This is a genomic window from Burkholderia sp. BCC1047 (assembly GCF_902833155.1).
GTDB lineage: Bacteria > Pseudomonadota > Gammaproteobacteria > Burkholderiales > Burkholderiaceae > Burkholderia > Burkholderia sola.
Window position 1 is genome coordinate 23949 of sequence record NZ_CADFEH010000006.1, and the last position, 20655, is coordinate 44603.

General features: G+C 66.2%; 15 protein-coding genes, 2 pseudogenes and 1 other annotated feature. Of the genes and pseudogenes, 5 read left to right on the forward strand and 12 right to left on the reverse strand.

Annotated features, from left to right (window positions below; all coding sequences use genetic code 11):
* Positions 1 to 3 precede the first annotated feature (3 nt).
* Entirely contained in the window at positions 4 to 1275 is a 1272-nt protein-coding gene (locus HWX55_RS08755; protein WP_175975337.1) for a Zn-dependent hydrolase, read from the reverse strand.
* A gap of 31 nt (positions 1276 to 1306) precedes the next feature.
* Entirely contained in the window at positions 1307 to 2617 is a 1311-nt protein-coding gene (locus tag HWX55_RS08760) for an MFS transporter (RefSeq protein ID WP_175975338.1), read from the reverse strand.
* 190 nt (positions 2618 to 2807) lie between these two features.
* Here HWX55_RS08760 and HWX55_RS08765 point away from each other — a divergent pair, with 190 nt between their 5' ends.
* Positions 2808 to 3764: a LysR family transcriptional regulator gene (locus HWX55_RS08765; protein WP_175975339.1), complete on the forward strand. Its 957-nt coding sequence runs from the start codon at positions 2808 to 2810 to the stop codon at positions 3762 to 3764.
* A 58-nt stretch (positions 3765 to 3822) separates the two neighbouring features.
* Here the strand turns inward: HWX55_RS08765 and HWX55_RS08770 are convergent.
* From HWX55_RS08770 to HWX55_RS08815, 9 genes and pseudogenes are all read right to left on the reverse strand, one after another.
* A pseudogene (locus HWX55_RS08770) lies at positions 3823 to 4881 on the reverse strand (porin).
* Between the two features lie 182 nt (positions 4882 to 5063).
* Positions 5064 to 6488, reverse strand: coding sequence for a cytosine permease (locus HWX55_RS08775; RefSeq protein ID WP_175975340.1), 1425 nt, complete (start codon positions 6486 to 6488; stop codon positions 5064 to 5066).
* 425 nt (positions 6489 to 6913) lie between these two features.
* Entirely contained in the window at positions 6914 to 7543 is a 630-nt protein-coding gene (locus HWX55_RS08780; protein WP_175975341.1) for an NAD(P)H-binding protein, read from the reverse strand.
* A 241-nt stretch (positions 7544 to 7784) separates the two neighbouring features.
* Positions 7785 to 9176: a dihydrolipoyl dehydrogenase gene (gene lpdA / locus HWX55_RS08785; protein ID WP_175975342.1), complete on the reverse strand. Its 1392-nt coding sequence runs from the start codon at positions 9174 to 9176 to the stop codon at positions 7785 to 7787.
* A 4-nt stretch (positions 9177 to 9180) separates the two neighbouring features.
* Positions 9181 to 10494 (reverse strand): dihydrolipoamide acetyltransferase family protein, encoded by a 1314-nt coding sequence (locus HWX55_RS08790; RefSeq protein WP_175975343.1) that lies wholly within the window; start codon positions 10492 to 10494, stop codon positions 9181 to 9183.
* Position 10495: 1 nt separating this feature from the next.
* The gene (locus HWX55_RS08795; protein ID WP_050015137.1) at positions 10496 to 11536 is read right to left on the reverse strand and encodes an alpha-ketoacid dehydrogenase subunit beta; all 1041 of its coding nucleotides are present in this window, start codon (positions 11534 to 11536) and stop codon (positions 10496 to 10498) included.
* A 2-nt stretch (positions 11537 to 11538) separates the two neighbouring features.
* Complete coding sequence (locus tag HWX55_RS08800) at positions 11539 to 12771, reverse strand: 3-methyl-2-oxobutanoate dehydrogenase (2-methylpropanoyl-transferring) subunit alpha (protein ID WP_175975344.1); 1233 nt, start codon at positions 12769 to 12771, stop codon at positions 11539 to 11541.
* A 414-nt stretch (positions 12772 to 13185) separates the two neighbouring features.
* Positions 13186 to 13347: pseudogene (locus HWX55_RS08805) on the reverse strand (flavin reductase family protein); the annotation flags it as partial.
* Between the two features lie 396 nt (positions 13348 to 13743).
* Positions 13744 to 14981, reverse strand: a protein-coding gene (locus HWX55_RS08815; protein ID WP_175975346.1) for an IS3-like element IS1416 family transposase whose coding sequence is annotated in 2 segments (ribosomal slippage) — positions 13744 to 14690 and positions 14690 to 14981 — 1239 coding nt in all. Because the reading frame shifts where the segments join, the coding sequence is not laid out codon by codon here.
* Positions 14584 to 14700 (reverse strand) — a sequence feature (AL1L pseudoknot). Its footprint overlaps the gene before it by 117 nt.
* On the opposite strand from HWX55_RS08815, the gene HWX55_RS08820 reads away from it, so the two are divergent.
* Positions 14901 to 15950, forward strand: a complete 1050-nt coding sequence (locus HWX55_RS08820) for a DUF4238 domain-containing protein (RefSeq protein ID WP_175975347.1) — start codon at positions 14901 to 14903, stop codon at positions 15948 to 15950. The genes HWX55_RS08815 and HWX55_RS08820 overlap by 81 nt on opposite strands.
* Before the next feature lie 205 nt (positions 15951 to 16155).
* On the opposite strand, the gene HWX55_RS08825 is transcribed toward HWX55_RS08820, so the two are convergent.
* Positions 16156 to 16782 carry a flavin reductase family protein gene (locus HWX55_RS08825; protein ID WP_175975348.1) on the reverse strand — a complete coding sequence of 209 codons (627 nt, stop codon included), beginning with the start codon at positions 16780 to 16782 and terminating at the stop codon, positions 16156 to 16158.
* Positions 16783 to 17684: 902 nt separating this feature from the next.
* Here HWX55_RS08825 and HWX55_RS08830 point away from each other — a divergent pair.
* The 3 genes from HWX55_RS08830 (at position 17685) to HWX55_RS08840 (ending at position 20646) form a co-directional block, all read left to right on the forward strand.
* The gene (locus tag HWX55_RS08830; protein ID WP_175975349.1) at positions 17685 to 18710 is read left to right on the forward strand and encodes a substrate-binding domain-containing protein; all 1026 of its coding nucleotides are present in this window, start codon (positions 17685 to 17687) and stop codon (positions 18708 to 18710) included.
* Between the two features lie 65 nt (positions 18711 to 18775).
* Positions 18776 to 19804, forward strand: a complete 1029-nt coding sequence (locus HWX55_RS08835; RefSeq protein ID WP_175975350.1) for an ABC transporter substrate-binding protein — start codon at positions 18776 to 18778, stop codon at positions 19802 to 19804.
* Between the two features lie 17 nt (positions 19805 to 19821).
* Positions 19822 to 20646, forward strand: coding sequence for an ABC transporter permease (locus HWX55_RS08840; RefSeq protein WP_175975351.1), 825 nt, complete (start codon positions 19822 to 19824; stop codon positions 20644 to 20646).
* Positions 20647 to 20655 lie beyond the last annotated feature (9 nt).

Below are 20655 nucleotides of genomic sequence, written 5' to 3' on the forward strand. Positions count from 1 at the left end.
GGATCAGGCGCCGTGCGCGGCGGCCGCCGCGTCGATGCGCGCCGCGATGCCCGCGCGCGCGAGCACCGCATGGAGCAGCACGTTCGCGCCGCGCGTCACGTCGTCGGGCAACGCATCCTCGGCTTCGTTGTGCGACAGGCCGTCGACGCACGGAATGAACACCATCGCGGTCGGGAAGCGACGCGCGAGCAGGATCGCATCGTGGCCGGCGCCGCTCACGATCCGCTCGTGCGTGTAGCCGAACGCGGCCGCGGCCTGCGCGACCAGCCCCACGCAATCGCGATCGAACGGCGTCGCCGGGCTGCGCCAGCAGGTGTCGACCGCCACCTGCACGCCGCGCGCGGCGGCGATGCGGGCGCACGCCTCGCGCAGGTCGCGCTCCATCGCGTCGACTTCGGCATCGTCGTGATGACGCAGGTCGACCGTGAAGGTCAACTCGCCGGCAATCGTGTTGCGCGATGCGTGGCGGATGCCGACCTGCCCGATCGTCGCGAGCCCGCGCGGTGCATAAGCGGCGACGATCCGTTCGAGTTCGAGCGCGATCTGCGCACTCGCGAAATACGCGTCCTTGCGATACGGCATCGGCGTCGTGCCGGCGTGCGCGGCCACGCCCGTCACCGTCACGTCGAGCCAGCGGATCGCCTGCCCGCCCGTGACGATGCCGATCGTCGTGCCGTTCGCCTCGAGCACGGGCCCCTGTTCGATATGCGCCTCGAAATACGCGTCGACCGCACCGCCCGTTGCGCGCGTGCCGCGATAGCTGCATGCGTCGAGCGCCGCGCCGAGCGTGACGCCGTCGGCGTCCTGCTTCGCGAGCGCGTCGTCGAGCGGCAGCGCGCCCGTGAACACGGCCGAGCCAAGCATCGCCGGCGCGAAGCGCGCGCCTTCCTCGTTGGTCCACGACACGATCTCGAGCGGCTTGTCGGTCGCGATGCCTGCGTCGTTCAGCGTGCGCACGAGTTCGAGCGCGGCGAGCACACCGTAGACGCCGTCGAAGCGGCCGCCTTCGGGCTGCGTGTCGAGATGGCTGCCGATCAGCACGGGAGCTGCCTGCGCATCGGCGCCGTCGCGACGCGCGAACACGTTGCCGACCGCATCGACGCTCACCGTCAGCCCCGCGTCGCGGCACCATTGCACGAACAGGTCGCGCCCGCGCCGGTCGTCATCGGTGAGCGCGACACGCCGCACGCCGCCGCGCGGCGTCGCGCCGACGCGCGCCATGTCGGCCAGGCTCTGCCACAGGCGGGCGCCGTCGATTTCCAGCAGGTCGTTCATTGGGATTCCGGATCGATTCGTTCGTTGAGGTTCAATGCGAGCCGAGCGCTTCGGCGGCGGCCGGCCGCGCGGCGCGGCGCGCGTCGAGCGCGACGATGCAGAGCAGCGAGATGCCGGCGAGACACGTGTAGAACACCGCGAGCGGCCACCACTGGCCCGTGAAGCGATGCGCGAGCCACGTGCCGACGAGCGGCGTCAGGCCGCCCGCGATCGCGCCGCAAATCTGGTAAGCGAGCGAGATCGCCGAATAGCGCACGTGGGCGGGAAACACGTCGCTGACGAAGCCCGCGATCACCGAATAGAAGCCGGCCATGCAGACGACGGCGAGTGCGATGCCCGCGATCAGCGACGCGGACGTGCCGCCCTGCACGAGCATGAACATCGGATACGGCGACAGCATCGCGAGCAGCGCCGCGAGCTTCAGGAAGCGCGCGCCGCCGATACGCTCGGCGATCCACGCGGCGAGCGGCTGCGCGAAGAACTGGATGATCGCGACCGCGAACAGGCTGTCGAGGATCAGCGAGCGCGACACGCCGACGTACTGCGTCGTGTACGCAATCATGAACGTGTTCGTGAAATAGACGCCCGCGATGCCGATCGTGTTCGCACCGATGCAGAGCAGCACGAGCCCCGACGCGGAACGGAACACTTCCGCGACCGGCAGCTTCACCGTGCGGTTCGCTTCCTTGACCCGCGCGAACTCCGGCGACTCGTTCACGCCAAGCCGGATCAGGATGCCGACCACGAGCAACACCGAACTCGCGAGAAACGGCAGGCGCCAGCCCCACGCGAGGAAGTCGGCCTTGTCCATCGACGTGACCGCGCGGAACGCGATCAGCGACAGGATCAGCCCGGCCGGGCTGCCGAGCTGCGCGAACGATGCGAAAAACGTGCGGCGCCCCTGCGGCGCATGCTCGCCCGCCATCAGCACCGCGCCGCCCCATTCGCCGCCGACCGCGATCCCCTGCACGACCCGCAGCGCGACGAGCAGCACCGGCGCGAGGACGCCGACCTTCGAATAGGCGGGCAGCAGCCCGACGCAGACGGTCGCGACGCCCATCATCATCAACGTCGTCATCAGCGCCTTCTTGCGGCCGATGCGGTCGCCGAGATGGCCGAAGATCACGCCGCCGAGCGGACGCGCGAAGAAGCCGACCGCGAACGTCGCGAACGACGCCATCGTGCTGACGAACGGGTCGTGCGACGGGAAATAGAGTTCGCCGAACACGAGCGCGGCCGCGGTCGCATAGATGTAGAAGTCGTACCACTCGATCATCGTGCCCATGAACGCGGCCGTCGCGGCGCGTGCCGGCTGGCGGGCGGAAGGAAGGGACTGAGTCATGCGGGCTCCTGACGCGCGCCGCGGCGGAGCGGCACGCACTATCGTGAGGACGGCCGTCTGTCGCGGCCTCGCGCCGCACGCTGCGGCGCCCCTCCTTTATCGGTGGCCGCAAATCATTAGTCAAATTTCAAGTTATTATTCTCTATATAAATTCAACTAATGCCGGCCCCGCCGCCCGCCCGGAGACCCGATGCGCCCCGACCTCGCCCCGTTCCTCAACGATCGCCTCGACTGGAACCTGCTGCGCACCTATCTGGTGATCATGCAGGAGCGCAGCGTGAGCCGCGCGGCCGCCCGCCTGCACGTCACGCAGCCGGCCGTGAGCCAGGCGCTGCGGCGGCTCGAGGAGACGCTCGAGCGCCGGCTGATCGAGCGGCGCGGCGCGCACTTCGCGCCGACGCCGGCTGGCGAAGCCGTGTACCGGATCGCGAGCGACATCTACGGCGGCATCTCGCGCCTCGAAACCGAAATCGACGACAGCACGGCCGACCTGACCGGCTCGATCCGGCTGCTGACGGTGAGCCGCATCGAATCGCCCGTCTACGACGAATTCCTCGCGGATTTCCATCGCGCGTATCCGCGTATCGATCTGCAGATCGAAGTGATGCGTTCGTCGGACATCCTGTCGTCGCTGCTGCAGAAGACGGCCACGGCCGGGCTCGGCCTGTGCCGCACGCCGCACGACAAGCTGGAGATGCGCTGCTTCCTGCGCCAGCGCTATGCGATCTACTGCGGCCGCCACCACCGGCTGTTCGGGCAGACGCAATTGCGGATGGACGATCTGCTCGCGGAGAATTTCGTGTCGTTCACGAGCGACCAGATCGGCGACAGCCTGTCGCCGCTCACCGTGTTTCGCGACCAGAAGGGCTTCACCGGGCGCATCGTCGCGTCGTCGCCGAGCCTCGACGAAGTGCGGCGGCTGATCTTCGCGGGCTATGGCATCGGCTGCCTGCCCGAGCACATCGTGCGCGACGACATCGCACAGCAACGGCTGTGGCGGTTGCCGCCCGACGACGGGCTCGTCGATGTCGACGTGTTCTTGCTGTGGCATCGCGACCGCAAGATGAATGCGGCGGAGCATGCGTTTCTCGACGCGATGGAGCGCTGCATGCAGCGCTACTCGCTCGCGAAGCGGCTGGGGAAATGATGACGCGGGTGCGCCCGATGCACGCGCCGGGCGCACGCGGCCCGGCGCATTGCGTGCGTCAGAAGCGATGCACGATGCCGAGTTGCACGCCGCGCGCATTCGCGCCCGGGTACGCGAGCGGCAGGCCGGGGTTCGCCGCGCCGGCGAGCGTGTAGTCGGCCTGGTTGCGGTTGCGCAGGTACGACAGCGCGCCGTAGAAGCTCGTGCGCTTCGACAGGTCGTACTCGTACATCAGCCCGAGCTGGTCCGCGTTATTGCGTTGCGACGACTGGTCGTGCAAGTATGCGTAGCCGAGCGCGACCGCATTCGCCGGGTTGATCCGATATTTGACCGACAGCCCGTACACGCGCGAATCGATTCCGAGGTCGGCCCACTTCACCGCGGAGAACCCGCCATACACGGTGGCCTTGCCGATTGCGTACGATGCGCCGGCCATGATCGTGCGATCCGTCGTGGTCGCCGCGGCGTTCTTCAACCACTGGCCCGCGACGAATGCGCCGAACGGGCCGCGTTCGTAGGTGAGGTCGAACTGCCGGCTGGAACCGGCCGAGCGCACGCCGCCCGCGTCGCCGAACCCGAAGTACAGTCCGCCCTGGAAACCGGCAATCTCGGGGCTCTGGTACGACAGCGTATTGCTCGTGCGGAATGCGAACACGGTCAGGTTGTCCATGCCGGACGCCTGCGTGACGCCGCCGAACGCATCCTGCCCGCCCTGGTCGTTGAACAGCGGCGAATTCTGCCGGCCCGCGCGCACCTTGCCCCACTGCCCCGCGATGCCGACCCACGCCTGCCGGTTGAACATCGTGCCGGCGCTCGCGAGCGAGCCGTCGTTCGGGTTGAAGCCGTTTTCCAGCGCGAACTCGATCTTCTGGCCGCCGCCGATCTCTTCGCCGCCCTTCAGCCCGAACCGGCTGCCCCACTAGCCGCCCGAGTTGATCGCGGCCGTATAGCCGTTGCCCGTGTTCACGTATTGCGCGAATTCGTCGATCACGCCGTACAGCGTGACGCCGTCCTGCGCGAGCGCGGCGTCCGAACCGGCGACGCAAGCGGCCGCGACGGCCATCCGAAGACCGGCATGCGCCGGTCGCACCCGGGAACGATGTCCTCGTGCGTTCATTTTATTAGTCCTGCTATTCAATGAAAGGAGAATGGAACGACGCCGGGCACGGTGGTCCACCATGCCGGCATCGCGGATAACGAAGAGGATGTGCGGTGCGGTTGCCGGTCGCGCCGGTTCGGCGCGGCGGGCCGCTCAGGCCAGCGGTAAACCGGCCCGACGAACGACGTGATACGTCGGTGTCAGACCTCGCCGCGTTCGAGCGGCAGGATCAGGCGTTCGGGAATGCTGCGTCGCGACGCACGTGCGGCGACGTAATACAGCACGGCCGGCACGACGAGGCCGAGGATCCACGAGATGTCGGTGCCGCCGAGCGCATCGACGAGCGGCCCCGTGTAGATGTGCGTCGACATGAACGGCAGTTGCACCAGGATGCCGACCACGTAGATCGTGATCGCCATCACGTTCCAGCGACCGTAGCGGCCGTCGGGATCGGACAGCGCCGGCACGTCGTAGCGCGAACGCGTGAAGCAGTAGTAATCGACCAAGTTGATCGCGCTCCACGGCGTGAAGAACGCGAGCAGGAACAGGATGAACGCGGTGAATTCCTTCAGGAACGAATGACGGCCCGCGAGCGCGATCAGCGTCGATACGCAGATCATCCCGAAGATGTACACGAGGCGGCTCTTCGACGATACCGCCCCCTTGCCGCGAAAGCCGCTGACGATCGTCGCCATCGACATGAAGCTGCCGTACGCGTTGAGCGCCGTCACCGTCACCTTGCCGAACGCGATGCTGAAGTACAGCAGCGCGGCCACGGCGCCCGTCGAGCCGAGGCCGACGATATACGCCACTTCATGGTGCGCGAACTGGCTGCCGGCGAGCGCGGCCGCGAACACGCCGAACACCATCGCCGCCTGCGCGCCGATCACCGAGCCGAGTCCGACCGCGAGAAACGTCGCGACCGACGACGTCGAACGCGGCAGGTAGCGCGAATAGTCGGCCACGTACGGGCCGAACGCGATCTGCCACGACGCGGACAGCGACATCGCGAGCAGGAAACTCGCGAGCGAGAAATGCTTGTTCGCGAGCAGCGCGCCGACGTCGTGGTTCGCGAACAGCTGCGCGAACATGTAGACGAACGCGACGATGCCGACCACGCTCGCGATCCGGCCGACGAAGTGGATCGCGCGATAGCCGAACACGGTCAGCACGACGATCACGGCCGCGAACAGCAGGATGCCGGCCGCGTCGTCGACGTGCAGCAGTTGCGCGACGGCCTGCCCGGCCAGCACCGAGCCGCTCGCGGAAAAGCCGATGTACATCACGCACACGAGCACGATCGGGATCATCGCGCCATACACGCCGAACTGCACGCGGCTCGAGATCATCTGCGGCAGCCCGAGCTGCGGCCCCTGCGCGCCGTGCAGCGCCATCACCGCGCCGCCGACGAGCTGGCCGAGCAGCAGCGCGACCAGCGACCAGAACACGTCGCCGCCGAGCACGACCGCGAGCGCGCCCGTGACGATGGCCGTGATCTGCATGTTCGCCGACAGCCACAGCGTGAACTGGCTCAGCAGGCCGCCGTGGCGCTCGGCGTCGGGAATGAAGTCGATCGAGCGTACCTCGATCAGTCCGCCGGCTTTTCCACTGGAATTCGTTGACACGGGTCAATCTCCAAAATACTCAGGACCACACAGGGTTTGAACGAGACAGGAAGCTGCGACCCGCCCTTTCGGCTCGACGGATGCGGGGCGCCGTGGATCGCCGGCATGCGCCACGCACGCACGGTCTGCACGCTGGCGCGCAAGCGGCACGACGTGTGCCGACATTGCCAGCGGATGATCTTGTATATACAACTTGCGAGATATCGGTGATTACCCGGAATCGATCGATTTTCGAAATCGTCCGAGAGATCCGTGCACGTCCGAGCGATTTCGCCGCAAGTCTGGCGTTGGAAAAATGAAAGGTCAGGCGCTGGATGAAATGACTGCCGGGATGGACATCGTGCACGCCGCGCTCGCCGAGCAGTTCGGCACGCTCGACGGAAACGCAGACGAATGGCCGGACGGGCGCACCCGCCCGCGCCGTATCAGACCAGTTGGTCGGATGCGACGACCTGCACGCCCGGCCGTGCGTCGATTGCCGCGTCGAGCAACGCGCGTGCAATCCGCGACGCGGGATTCACGCGCCACTTCGCCGGCAGCACCGGCGCGGCGGCGCTCAGCGCGAACACGAACAACCGCTCGCCGAACCGGAACTCGTCGCGGCTGCCGCCGATCAGGCCCGGTCGCACATACGTGAGCGAGTCGAACCCGACGCCGGCGAGCGCCTGTTCGACCTCGCCCTTCACGCGGTTGTAGAAGATGCGCGACGCAGCATCGGCGCCGAGTGCGGAATTCAGCACGTAGGTCAGCGTGCCGTGCCGGTGCGCGAGCCGCGCGATCGCGAGCGGATAGTCGTGATCGACGCGCCGGAAAGCCGCCTGCGAACCGGCGGCCCGCATCGTGGTGCCGAGCGTGCAGATCACGGCATCCGCGTGCCACCAGTCGGCCGTGTCGGGCAGATGGTCGAAATCGACTTCCAGTGCGCGCATCTTCGGATGTGGCGTCAACGGCCGGCGCGCGAGGACGATCACCTGGTCGACCCGCGCGTCGGCCAGCGCGACGTCGAGGACGTGGCGCCCGACGAGTCCGGTCGCGCCGACGAGCAGCAGTTTCATATCCGGTTCATCCGTGTGGAGCCTGCGTTGTCGGACCGAGGCGGCCCGGTTTCCGGCTATCGACATGATCGTCGGCCAACGCCACGCCGACAACCCTCCACTCGTCTCGAAAAATTACGGCGCTGTCGGGTGCGATCCCGCGCGATCGAATGCCGACTGAAACAACGCGAAGTCCATCAGACGCCGCAAGCGCCGCCGATGCGTGCGTGACGCACCGGCGGCGCCCCGTCAGGCGATTACGTCAGATATGCAGCGCATGTCCGAGCGCGCGCAACGCCGCTTCCTGCAGCGCCTCGCCGAGCGTCGGATGCGCGTGAATCGTGCCACCGATGTCCTCCAGCCGCGCGCCCATCTCCAGTGACTGCGAGAACGCCGCGGCCAGCTCCGACACCCCGCGCCCGACCGCCTGCCAGCCGACGATCAGGTGATTGTCGCGCCGCGCGACGACGCGCACGAATCCGTCGGTCGCCTGCAACGTCATCGCCCGCCCGTTCGCGGCGAACGGGAACGACGCGCTCAGACAATCGACGCCGGACGCGTGCGCATCGTCGGGCGACCAGCCGGCCGTCACGATCTCGGGATCGGTGAAGCACACGGCCGGAATCGATGCGGGCGTGAACTGCCGACGCCGGCCCGCGATCAGCTCGGCCACCATCTCGCCTTGCGCCATCGCGCGATGCGCGAGCATCGGCTCGCCCGCGACGTCGCCGATCGCCCAGACATTGCGCATCGACGTGCGGCATTCATCGTCGATCCGCAGCGCGCGGCCGTTACGATCGAGCATCAGCGTCTCGAGCCCGAAGCCGTCGACGCGCGGCCGCCGGCCCACGGCGACCAGCACGCGATCGGCCGGCAGCGTCTGTTCGGCGCCATCGGCCGCCTGCACGCGCACGGCGCCGTGCGCGTCCAAGCCGAGCACCTTGTGGCCGAGCCACAGCCGCACGCCGAGCCGCGCGAGCGAATCGGCCACCGGCCGCACGAGTTCGGCATCGTACGCAGGCAGCACGCGCTCGGCCGCTTCGACGACGCTGACGTCGACGCCGAGCTTCCGATAGACGGTCCCGAGTTCGAGCCCGATATAGCCGGCCCCGACGACGACCAGCCGCTTCGGCAGCGTCGCGGGCGACAGCGCGTCGGTGGACGACACGACGTGCCCGCCGAACGGCATCGACGGCAGCTCGACCGGTTCGGAACCGGTCGCGAGCAACAGGTGTTCGCAACCGATCCGCATCGTATGGCCGCCGCCGACGACTTCGACGGTCTTGCCGTCGATCACGCGCGCTTCGCCGTGCAGCACGCGCACGCCGTTCTTCTTGAGCAGCGTGCCGACGCCGCGTGTCAGACGATCGACGATGCCGTCCTTCCATGCGACGCTTCTCGCGATGTCGATCTCCGGCGTGCGCACGCGGATGCCGAGCGCGCCTTCGCCGGCATGACCGCACGCCTGTTCGAACGCGTCGGCCACATGGATCAGCGCCTTCGACGGAATGCAGCCGATGTTCAGGCAGGTGCCGCCGAGCCGGTCGCGTTCGACGAGCACGGTCGGAATGCCGAGCTGGCCCGCGCGGATCGCGGCGACGTAGCCGCCCGGGCCGCCGCCGATGACGAGCAGTGTGGTGTGTTCGTTCTTCATCGGCTCACTCCACGAACAGCAGCGCCGGGCGTTCGAGCACCGCGCGCACGGCCTGGATGAATTCGGCCGCATCCGCGCCGTCGACGACGCGATGATCGAACGACGACGACAGGTTCATCATCTTGCGCGCGACGATCGCGCCGTCGCGGATCATCGGCCGCTCGACGATCCGGTTCACGCCGACGATGCCCACTTCCGGATGATTGATCACCGGCGTCGACACGATGCCGCCGAGCGCGCCGAGGCTCGAGATCGTGATCGTCGACCCGCTCAGCTCGTCGCGCTGCGCGCGGTTCGCGCGCACCGCGTCGGCGAGCCGCGCGATTTCGGCCGAGATCGACCACACGTCGCGCGCTTCCGCATGACGCAGCACGGGCACCGTGAGGCCGCCGTCCGTCTGCGTCGCGACGCCCATGTGCACCGCGCCGTAGCGCGTGACGACACCCGCTTCGTCGTCGAAGCGCGCATTGATCTGCGGGAAGTCGCGCAGCGCGATCACCATCGCGCGGATCAGCAGCGGCAGCGGCGTGAGCTTGCCGCGCGTGTCGCCGTGGCGGCGGTTCAGTTCCGTGCGCAACGATTCGAGTTCGGTCACGTCGATTTCCTCGACGTAGCTGAAGTGCGGAATGCGGCGCTTCGCTTCCTGCATCTTGCGCGCGATCGCGCGCCGCAAGCCGATCACCGGCACTTCGGTTTGGTCGTGGCGTTCGTCGTAACCGCGCGGTTGCGCCCCCTGCGCCGAACCGCCGCCGGTGCGCGCATACGCATCGAGATCCTCATGCAGGATCCGCCCGGCTTCGCCGGTGCCGCGCACGTAGCGCAGCTCGATGCCCATGTCCCACGCACGTTGGCGCACGGCCGGCGACGCGAGCGGCCGTTCGCCCGGCGCAAGCGCCGCGCGCGGCTGCGCGGCCGGTTCGTCGCGGCGCGGTTTCGCCGAGGCGCGAGGCGCAGCGGATTCGGCAGTCGGCTCGGCCGGCACGTCCGTCACCGGCTTCGACGGCGCCGCCGCCGCGACCGGTGCGGTTGCTACCTTTGTTTCTCGCACCGGTGCCGTGGCCTTCAGGTTGCCATCGCCTTCGACTTCCAGCCGAATCAGCTCGCTGCCGACCGCCATCATCTCGCCGATCCGCCCGCCCAGTTCGATCACCTTGCCCGTTACCGGCGACGGAATCTCGACCGCCGCCTTGTCGGTCATCACGTCGGCGAGCGGCTGGTCTTCCTCGATCGTCTGCCCGACCTCCACATGCCAGGCCACCAGCTCGACCTCGGCGATCCCTTCGCCGATATCCGGCATCTTGATGACATGAATCCCCATCTCACGCCTCCATCACGCGTCGCAACGCTTCACCGACCCGGGTCGGCCCCGGAAAGTACGCCCATTCCTGCGCATGCGGATACGGCGTGTCCCAGCCCGTCGTGCGTTCGACCGGCGCTTCGAGGTGATAGAAGCAGTGCTCCTGGACCAGCGACACGAGTTCCGCGCCATAGCCGCAGGTACGCGTCGCCTCGTGCACCACGACGCAGCGCCCGGTCTTGCGCACCGACGCGACGACCGTGTCGAGATCGAGCGGCCACAGCGTGCGCAGGTCGATCACTTCCGCGTCGATGCCCGTCTCCTCGGCCGCGGCGAGCGACACGTGCACGGTCGTGCCGTACGTCAGCACCGTCACGTCGTTGCCGGGCCGCACGACGGCGGCCGTATCGAGCGGCACCGTGTAGTAGCCTTCCGGCACCGCGCTCGCCGGATGCTTGAGCCACGACGTGACGGGCCGTTCGTGATGGCCGTCGAACGGCCCGTTGTACAGCCGTTTCGGTTCGAGGAAGATCACCGGATCGTCGTTCTCGATCGACGCGATCAGCAGCCCTTTCGCGTCGTACGGATTCGACGGCATCACCGTGCGCAGCCCGCACACCTGCGTGAACATCGCCTCCGGGCTCTGGCTGTGCGTCTGCCCGCCGTAGATGCCGCCGCCGCACGGCATCCGGATCGTCATCGGCGCGGTGAACTGGCCGGCCGAGCGGTAACGCAGCCGCGCGCCTTCCGACACGATCTGATCGGAGGCCGGGTAGAAATAGTCGGCGAACTGGATCTCGCAGACGGGCCGCAATCCGTACGCGCCCATCCCGACCGCCGCGCCGACGATCCCGCCTTCGGAGATCGGCGCATCGAACACGCGCGACTTCCCGTATTTGTTCTGCAGTCCTTCGGTACAGCGGAACACGCCGCCGAAATAGCCGACGTCCTGCCCGAACACGACCACGTCACTGTCGCGCCCGAGCATCACGTCCATCGCGGAGCGCAGCGCCTGGATCATCGTCATCGGCTGCGTGGCCGTCCCTGTCTCGTGTTGCGCCATGATCACGCTCCCAGTTCCTGGCGCTGACGGCGCAGGTGCGCGGGCAGCTCCTTGTAGACGTCGTCGAACATCGAGGCCGGCGACGGAATCCGGTCGTCGGCCAGCGTCCCGTATTTCTCCGCTTCCTTCTGCGCGGCAATCACCTCGGCCTCGAGCTCGGCCGTCAACGCGTCGTGCGCGCCGTCCGACCAGATGCCCTTCACGATCAGGTGACGCTTGAAGCGCTCGATCGGATCGCCGAGCGGGAAATGGGACCAGTCGTCGCTCGGCCGGTACTTGGTCGGATCGTCCGACGTCGAATGCGCGCCCGCGCGGTAGGTCACCCACTCGATCAGCGTCGGGCCGAGGTTGCGACGCGCGCGTTCGGCGGCCCAGTTGGAGGCGGCGTAGATCGCGAGGAAGTCGTTGCCGTCGACGCGCAGCGACGCGATCCCGCAGCCGACGCCGCGCCCGGCGAACGTCGTGCCCTCGCCGCCCGCGATCGCCTGGAACGTCGAGATCGCCCACTGGTTGTTGACCACGTTCAGCACGACCGGCGCGCGGTACACGTGCGCGAACGTGAGCGCGGTGTGGAAATCGGCTTCGGCCGTCGCGCCGTCGCCGATCCACGCGGACGCGATCTTCGTGTCGCCCTTGATCGCCGACGCCATCGCCCAGCCAACCGCCTGGATGAACTGCGTCGCGAGGTTGCCGGAAATGGAGAAGAAGCCGGCTTCGCGGTCCGAGTACATCACCGGAAGCTGGCGCCCCTTCAGCGGATCGCCTTCGTTCGACATCAACTGGCAGATCATCCGCTTGAGCGGCACGTCGCGCGCGATCAGGATGCTTTGCTGCCGGTAGGTCGGAAAGCACATGTCGCCGTCGCGCAGCGCCATCGCATGCGCGGTGCCGATCGCCTCTTCGCCGAGGCTCAACATGTAGAAGGAGATTTTCTTCTGGCGCTGCGCGATCATCATGCGCGCGTCGAAAATGCGGGTCTTGAGCATCGCGCGCAGCCCGGCGATCAGCCGCGCATCGTCGAGATCGGGCGCCCACGGGCCGACGGCCTTGCCGCTGTCGTCGAGCACGCGCACGAGGCTGCGGGCGAGATTGGCGGTGTCCGCCGCGGCAACGTCGATCGGCGGGCGGCGGACGGCGCCGGCCGGCGATAGATGCAGGTAGGAAAAGTCCGTCTTGCAGCCCGGGCGCCCGGTGGGCTCCGGCACATGCAGACGCAATGGCTCTGACAGGCTCATCGTGTCGTCTCCACGCTCGATTGTGTCTCACGCTGTTTGGGAACGCGCGGGCCGGTTGCCGGCCTGCGCGCGAGCTGACGCGCGGATAAGCACGCCAACCTTGGAAATCTATGCCCGGCAGCGGCGGGCGTCGATGCCCAAGCCGCTCGTTCGTCGTGAGCAGATTTGCCATGGTGGCGGTCGGCGGCACGTGAGAGCGGCGGCCGGCTTCGGCGAAGGATGGGTTTGCTGCAGCGCATCGTCGTTGGAGCGGCGGCGACGAGCGGGCATCGAGGAAGGGACGGTCAGCGTCGTCCCGATCATGTGAGGGTACGAAGCAAAAGACCCCGCGAAATCCTGGATCGTCGCGGGGTCTTTCGTCGGGTGCGGGCGCTCGTGCGCCTGATTTGCCGGCCTACTGCGGCGCGCGATCGCTCACGCGTCGGGACGGAAAAGATCGAAGCGACTGTCCGGCGTCACGTGTACATAGGCCGATGGGCCGCCCGCGCGAAGAATGATGCCCGCGCCGAACGTGTCGAAGATGCCGTCCTTCAACAGGTCATGGCGGATATGGACCGCGATCAGATCAGCCACGACTCACCGCCCCTATAGTGGGCCACGCACCCAATGCTAAAGTCATATCTACAGCGATATCACACCTTGTGAAGAACATGCCATAGTTACTTTGGCTCTGCAGTTATCAGATCCTGCGGTAGCGTTGGAGCATCGCACGAGCCGAGGCCGCGCTGGCATTTGAGAAATGTTATAGAGGACCCGAATTGGCTGCACTAACCAAGAATCAACACTTCGTACCACAACTACTGCTCCGGCATTTCACCACCGATGGCGACAAAGACGTGCTGCTCTTTGACTCAACGCGGAATAAGCTTCGACCCAGTTCCATCCGTAAAGTACTTTCACAGAACTACTTCTACGATGACGACAACAGCGTAGAGAAGTGAACCGCACCGGGAATCGTGGAGGTCGGTTGGTTTAAGTTAATGCAGGCACTTCAGCCGCATTTCTGAGTTGCCTGTAGTAGTTTGCCTCAGCTTCGGCAGGCGGGATATAGCCGAGCGGTTCCATCAGCCGATGATGGTTGTACCAGGCGACCCATTCCAGCGTTGCCAGCTCGACGGATTCCCTCGTTTTCCAAGGGGCGCGCCGATGAATCAGTTCCGTCTTGTAGAGACCGTTGATCGTTTCAGCCAGCGCGTTATCGTAGCTGTCGCCACGACTGCCGACGGACGGCTCGATACCCGCCTCGGCCAAACGTTCGCTGTACCGAATGCTGACGTATTGAGCCCCCCTATCGGAGTGGTGTATCAAAGTGCCATCGTCGCCCGGTTGGCGCGCGTACAGCGCCTGTTCGAGCGCATCCAGAACGAAGTCCGTGCTCATCGACGAACTGACGCGCCAACCGACGATGCGACGGGCAAACACGTCGATCACGAACGCCACGTACAGCCAACCCTGCCATGTCGAGACATAGGTGAAGTCAGACACCCAAAGCTGATTCGGGCGCTCTGCCTTGAACTGCCGGTTGACCCGGTCCAGCGGGCGCGGGGCGCTCGTATCGGGATTCGTCGTGCGAACTCGCTTGCCGCGAACTGCGCCTCGCAAGCCCTGCAGCTTCATCAGCCGCCCGACCGTGCAGCGTGCGACCACAATGCCCTCCCGGTTCATCTGCTTCCAGACCTTCGGCACACCGTAGACCTGCATGTTGGCCCGCCAGACACGCTTGATCTCGGGTTGCAGGACCTCATCGCGTTTGGCGCGAGCGCAGCGTTTGGACGGATCACGAAGCTGCGCAGCATGGCGTCGGTAGCCCGACGGGGCAATCCGCAAGACCTTGCAGATCGGCTCGACCCCGAAGGTGTCGCGATGCTGATCAACGAAGGCCTTCAGGACTTGAATCGGCGGTCGAGCTCCGCCTGGGCGAAAAACGCGCTCGCCAGCTTGAGAATCTCGTTGGTACGGCGCAGTTCCTTGACCTCACGCTCCAGGGCCTTGATGCGTTCACGCTCGGCCATGCTCACGCCATCACGTTCCCCACGATCAATCTCCTCGCGCTTGACCCAATCCAGCAGCGTCTGCGGCGTACAGCCGATCATCGGCGCAATCGATTCGACCGCCGCCCACATCGACGGATGTTCGCTACGCTGCTCACGTACCAGACGCACTGCGCGCTCCCGGACTTCCGGGGAAAACTTGGTTGCCTTCTTGTTCATGGCTCGATTCTCTCAAGAATCCGAGCCTCCACAAAATTCGGTGCGGTTCAGAAGTTCCTGGCTGAGAAAATTGAGGGGCCTGCTGCCGCGGTGATCGACTCTATCGTGGCAAACCCGGAACAAGTGATTAAACCAGGACTTCCGGCACTTCTCACTTTCATCGCGGTTCAGATGGCGCGCACGCCTAGCAGCCAAACCGAGGCACTTGACTTCGTCAATAGCTTCGGTGGCCAAGTCATTGAACAGGTTGCGGCGCTGAACGGTCTTCCGATCGAATCGGCCAAGAGTCTCAGGCTGAGACCAACGGACGAGCGGGCCATGCGTAATCATCTGCTGCTGCGCTCAACGCTGAATCGCTGGCTATTGGAAGACCTTTCCTGGCATGTTCTTAGCAACGAAACCAATCTCCCCTTCGTGATCTCGGATCACCCGGCAGTACTGTACAACTGGTACCTCCGGGATTCTGATGATCCTGGTTACACGGCAATAACGAAGAGTGGGGTCCAGATATTTCTCCCACTGTCTCCGTCGATCACCTTGGCGCTAATCGACAAGTCTGTCTACAAGTTCGGCGAGAAGGGAAGCAGCCACACCGTGCTAAGCCATAGGCGAGACGTCGAGCTGTTGAACAGCCTACAGTTTCGGGCGCGTCAGGACTTCATCGTGTTCCCGCGCTCGCTCGATGAGCACTACGTCGCACGTCGTTGCGCCAGCATTCCTGCAAACAGCTTAATGACTGCCCATTCAGGACGCACAGATCCCGTTCCGGCTGGTGGCGACAAACTGTCTTCAACCGTGTATGTATGGAGAATGCAAGCCCGATACGACCAATGGTTGTCCTTTTGCAAAATCAAGCGGCGGGTGTCGAAGAAGTCTCTTGGTTGCCGCGATCGCCGTCCAGACACGACGGCCGCGCACATAGCGGCGGCGCGTGATCTCTTTAAACTACCGACACGTTCTACACTGTAAGCGCAAGTGGTAACCACTTGCGATTGAATCGCATATCGATCAGCTTCACGTTGCGAACGGGCATCGGCGAGTCACGGATGCGAGCGCCCGTCCCTGGAAATCCGAATAGAAAAACCGGCCTTGGCCGGGGTGTCGGCCGGTCTTTGTTCTGGTGCGTCCGGGCACTTCGGCGTTTGCATACCCCCTCGCTGCGGCGCGCGACGAATTACGCGTCAGGGCGCGCGATATCGAAGCGGCTGTCCGGCGTCACATGCACATAGGCCGATGGGCCGCCCGCACGAAGAATGATGCCCGCGCCGAACGTGTCGAAGATGCCGTCCTTCAGCAGGTCCTGGCGGATATGGACCGCGACGACCTCACCCAACACCAGCGTGGCCGGCGTTTCGACGCCGTGGTGATCGCGCAGCCGGATCACGTCAGTTACCTTGCATTCGAAGTTCACGCCGCTTTCCGCGACGCGCGGCACGTCGACGAGGCGCGACGGAACCGCAGTCAAGCCGCCGAGTTCGAACTCGTTCACGTCGTACGGCACGGCGGCGCAGGTCTGGTTCATCCGCTCGGCCAGATCGCGCGTCGCGAGGTTCCACACGAACTCGCCGGTCTCCTGCACGTTGCGCACGCTGTCCTTCGCGGTGGTGCTCGAAAAGCCGATGATCGGCGGTCGATAGTTGAACGCGTTGAAGAAGCTGTACGGCGCGAGGTTCAGCGTGCCGTCGCTGCCGCGGGATGAAATCCAGCCGATCGGGCGTGGGCCGATGATCGCGTTCAACGGGTCGTGCGGCAGGCCGTGGCCTTGCGACGGCTCGTAATAATGATGGGTCGATTCGGTCATGACGGATGGTCTTGCGAGAGGCAAACGATGAGGGAAGCGGTCGGCGGGACGCGTTGGCCGTGGCGACGCAGGCGTCCGGTGCGACGTGCGTGCCAGTATCACATGGCGTGGTTTTCGGCGCAGTGAAGCGTATCGTGAGCCGCGCTGGCGTGCCGCTACATGTGCGTGCGCCAAATAAAAAACCCGCGAGCGCTGCATTTCTCGCGGGTTTTTTACGCCTTCGTCGAATCGAATCGCGTCGACGCAATCGATGGTGCCGGGGACCGGACTTGAACCGGCAAGCCAGTTAAGGCGGCGGATTTTCGTCACACTGCTTCTTTCAAAGCCGGCGTCGCGTACGCGAGCCGTTCGTGCGCTGGACTATGCCTTCACCGTCGCGCGCGGGCGTGACCGCTGCCCGTGCGCCTTAGGCGCCCCCCGTCTAGTCTCTACACCTTCCTCGCGGATGCCGCGAGGCTTGGCTCGGCGTTGCCTCGATGCGCACATCAGGGGTTTCGCCGAATTTGAAGGGTTCTGCACCGACCGTTTCCGGCCGGGCACTCAATCGTTTAAGTCCGCTATGTTTACCAATTTCATCACCCCGGCAAGAGGGCGGACGCGATTCTACCATTGCTTGCGCATGCGTTCCCTTATTCCGCGGCGCCGCATCGCGATACTGGCCGTCATCGCATCGCTTCTTCCTCAGCGTTCGACGCCGATACGACACTGACACCACACGGCCCACCGATTTCGTCCCGCCCCGCGACCTGCCCCGATACAATCGACCGCGCGTCGTCCCACGGCCCCAAACCGTCTGACGTTTGTATCGTGCTTTTCGCGAAACAAGCGTCGCGTGCGTCATCGCGAAGTCACAAACGTTTTCGATAATTCCCCGGCCGAAAACGTTTACATCGCACGATTTCATGACCTCGACCATCAAGGACGTCGCCGCCCTCGCGGGCTTCTCGATCGCCACCGTTTCGCGTGCGATCAACGCGCCGCATACCGTCAGCCCCGCCACGCTGCAGACGATCCGCACCGCGATCGACACGCTGCGGTTCCGCCCGAGCCCGCTCGGCCGGCAACTGCGCGGCGAGCGCACGCGGCTCGTCGGCGTCGTCGTGCCGACGCTGTCGAACCCGGTGTTCGCCGACTGCCTGCAAGGCATCGACGAACTCGCGACCGCGGCCGGTTTCAAGCTGATCCTGATGACGACCGAATACGACGCAGCGCGCGAGCGTCATGCGATCGAGACGCTGCGCGAGCAGCGCGTCGAAGGGCTGATCCTCACCGTCGCCGATGCGGACACGCACCCGCTGCTCGACATGCTCGACCGCGACGGCCCGCATTACGTGCTGATGCACAACGACACGCAGCGCCGTCCGTCGGTGTCGGTCGACAACCGCCGCGCCGCGTATGACGGCGTGCAACGGCTGACCGCGCACGGCCATCGTCGCGTGCTGATGCTGGCCGGTTCGCTCGCCGCGTCGGATCGCGCACGCCAGCGTCATCTCGGTTATGCGCAGGCGCTCGAGGCAGTCGGCGTGGCGCCGCTGCCGCCCGTCGAAGTCGACTTCACCGCGCCCGAGCTGCCCGATGCGGTGCTCGCGCATCTCACCGCGCACGCCACGCGCCCGACCGCCCTCTTCTGCAGCAACGACCTGCTCGCGATGGTCGTGATGCGCGGCCTGCGCCGCGCGGGTTTCTCGGTTCCCGACGACCTGTCGGTGCTCGGTTTCGATGGCATCGCGATCGGCGAGCTGCTTGCGCCGCCGCTCGCGAGCGTCGCGACGCCGAACCGCGACATCGGCCGCCACGCGTGGCAGCGTCTCGTCGAATGCATCGGCGGCGCGCCGATCGACCGCACGTCGACGATCCTGCCGCATGCGGTACGCGACGGCGCGACGATTGCTCCGCCCGCCACCGACCGGCAACTGCGCAACGCCTGAGCGCAACACGCACGCGCGACGCACACCGATCACCCCGTACCACACCACTCGCCCGGAGATTCACCGTGTCCTTTCGCCTGACCTCGCTGCTGCGCGCGCTTGCCGCGCCGCTCGCCTTCGCCGCGCTCGTCGCCGGCGCCCCCGCTGCCCACGCCGACGAAACGGCGATCTGCTACAACTGCCCGCCCGAATGGGCCGACTGGGCCGCGCAGATCGCCGCGATCAAGCAGAAGACCGGCATCCGCGTGCCGTCCGACAACAAGAACTCGGGCCAGGCGATCGCGCAGCTGATCGCCGAGCAGAAGAGCCCGGTGGCCGACGTCGTCTACCTCGGCGTGTCGTCGGCATTCCAGGCGAAGGACAAGGGCGTGATCGCGCCGTACAAACCCGCGCACTGGAACGACATCCCCGCGAACCTGAAGGACCCGCAAGGCTACTGGTTCGCGATCCACTCGGGCACGCTCGGCTTCTTCGTGAACAAGGACGCGCTCGACGGCAAGCCGGTGCCGCGTTCGTGGGCCGATCTGCTGAAGCCCGAATACAAGGGCATGGTCGGCTATCTCGATCCGTCGAGCGCGTTCGTCGGCTATGCGGGCGCGGTCGCCGTCAACCAGGCGCTCGGCGGCAGCCTCGACAACTTCAAGCCGGGCCTCGACTGGTTCCGCAAGCTCAAGGCCAACGCGCCGATCGTGCCGAAGCAAACGGCCTATGCACGCGTGCTGTCCGGCGAGATTCCGATCCTGCTCGACTACGACTTCGACGCGTATCGCGCGAAATACAAGGACAACGCGAACGTCGAATTCGTGATCCCGAAGGAAGGCACGATCGCGGTGCCGTACGTGATGAGCCTCGTGAAGGGCGCGCCGCACGACGCGAACGGCAAGAAGGTGCTCGATTTCGTGCTGTCCGACGAAGGCCAGAAGCTGTGGGCCAACGCCTACCTGCGCCCGGTGCGCGCGCAGGCGCTCGGCGCCGACGTCGCCGCGAAGTTCCTGCCGGCCAGCGAATACGCGCGGGCGAAATCGGTCGACTTCGGCAAGATGGCGGCCGGCCAGCAGGCGTTCGGTCAGCAGTACCTGCAGATCATGCAGTAAGCCGCGGGACGCAACCGATGTTCGACCTGACTTTTCCGCTGCGCTGGCGCGTCGCGCTCGTCGCGCCGGCGCTGGCGGTATTCGCCGCGTTCTGGCTGCTGCCGATGGCTTCGCTCGTGCGGGTGTCGGCCGACGGCGCCTTCTTCTCGCACTACGCGGCGCTGCTCGCCAACGCGCGCTACATGAAGAGCCTCGGCGAGACGGTTGCGTTGTCCGCGGGCGTCACGCTCGCGACGCTCGCGCTGTCGACGATCTCGGGCCTGCTGCTCGCGCGCCGCGAATTCGCCGGCAAGCGCGTGCTGCTCGCGCTGCTCACGTTTCCGCTCGCGTTCCCGGGCGTCGTGGTCGGCTTCATGGTGATCATGCTCGCCGGACGCCAGGGGCTGATCGGCATGCTGTCGGCGAAACTCACCGGCGACAAGTTCGTGTTCGCGTATTCGGTGGCCGGCCTGTTCATCGGCTACCTGTATTTCTCGATTCCGCGCGTGATCGTCACCGTGATCGCGGCCGCGTCGAAGCTCGACGCGTCGCTCGAGGAAGCCGCGCGTTCGCTCGGCGCGTCGCCGTGGCGCATCTTCGTCGACATCGTGCTGCCCGCGCTCGCGCCGGGCTTGATCGCGGCCGGCGCGATCTGCTTCGCGACCGCGATGGGCGCGTTCGGCACCGCGTTCACGCTCGCCACCGACCTGAACGTGCTGCCGATGACGATCTATACCGAGTTCACGCTGAACGCGAACATCGCGACGGCGGCCGGCCTGTCGATCGTGCTCGGCATCGTCACCTGGGCCGTGCTCGCGCTCGCGCGTCGCTTCACCGGTCACACCGCCGCCGCCGCGGCCTGAGGATTTACG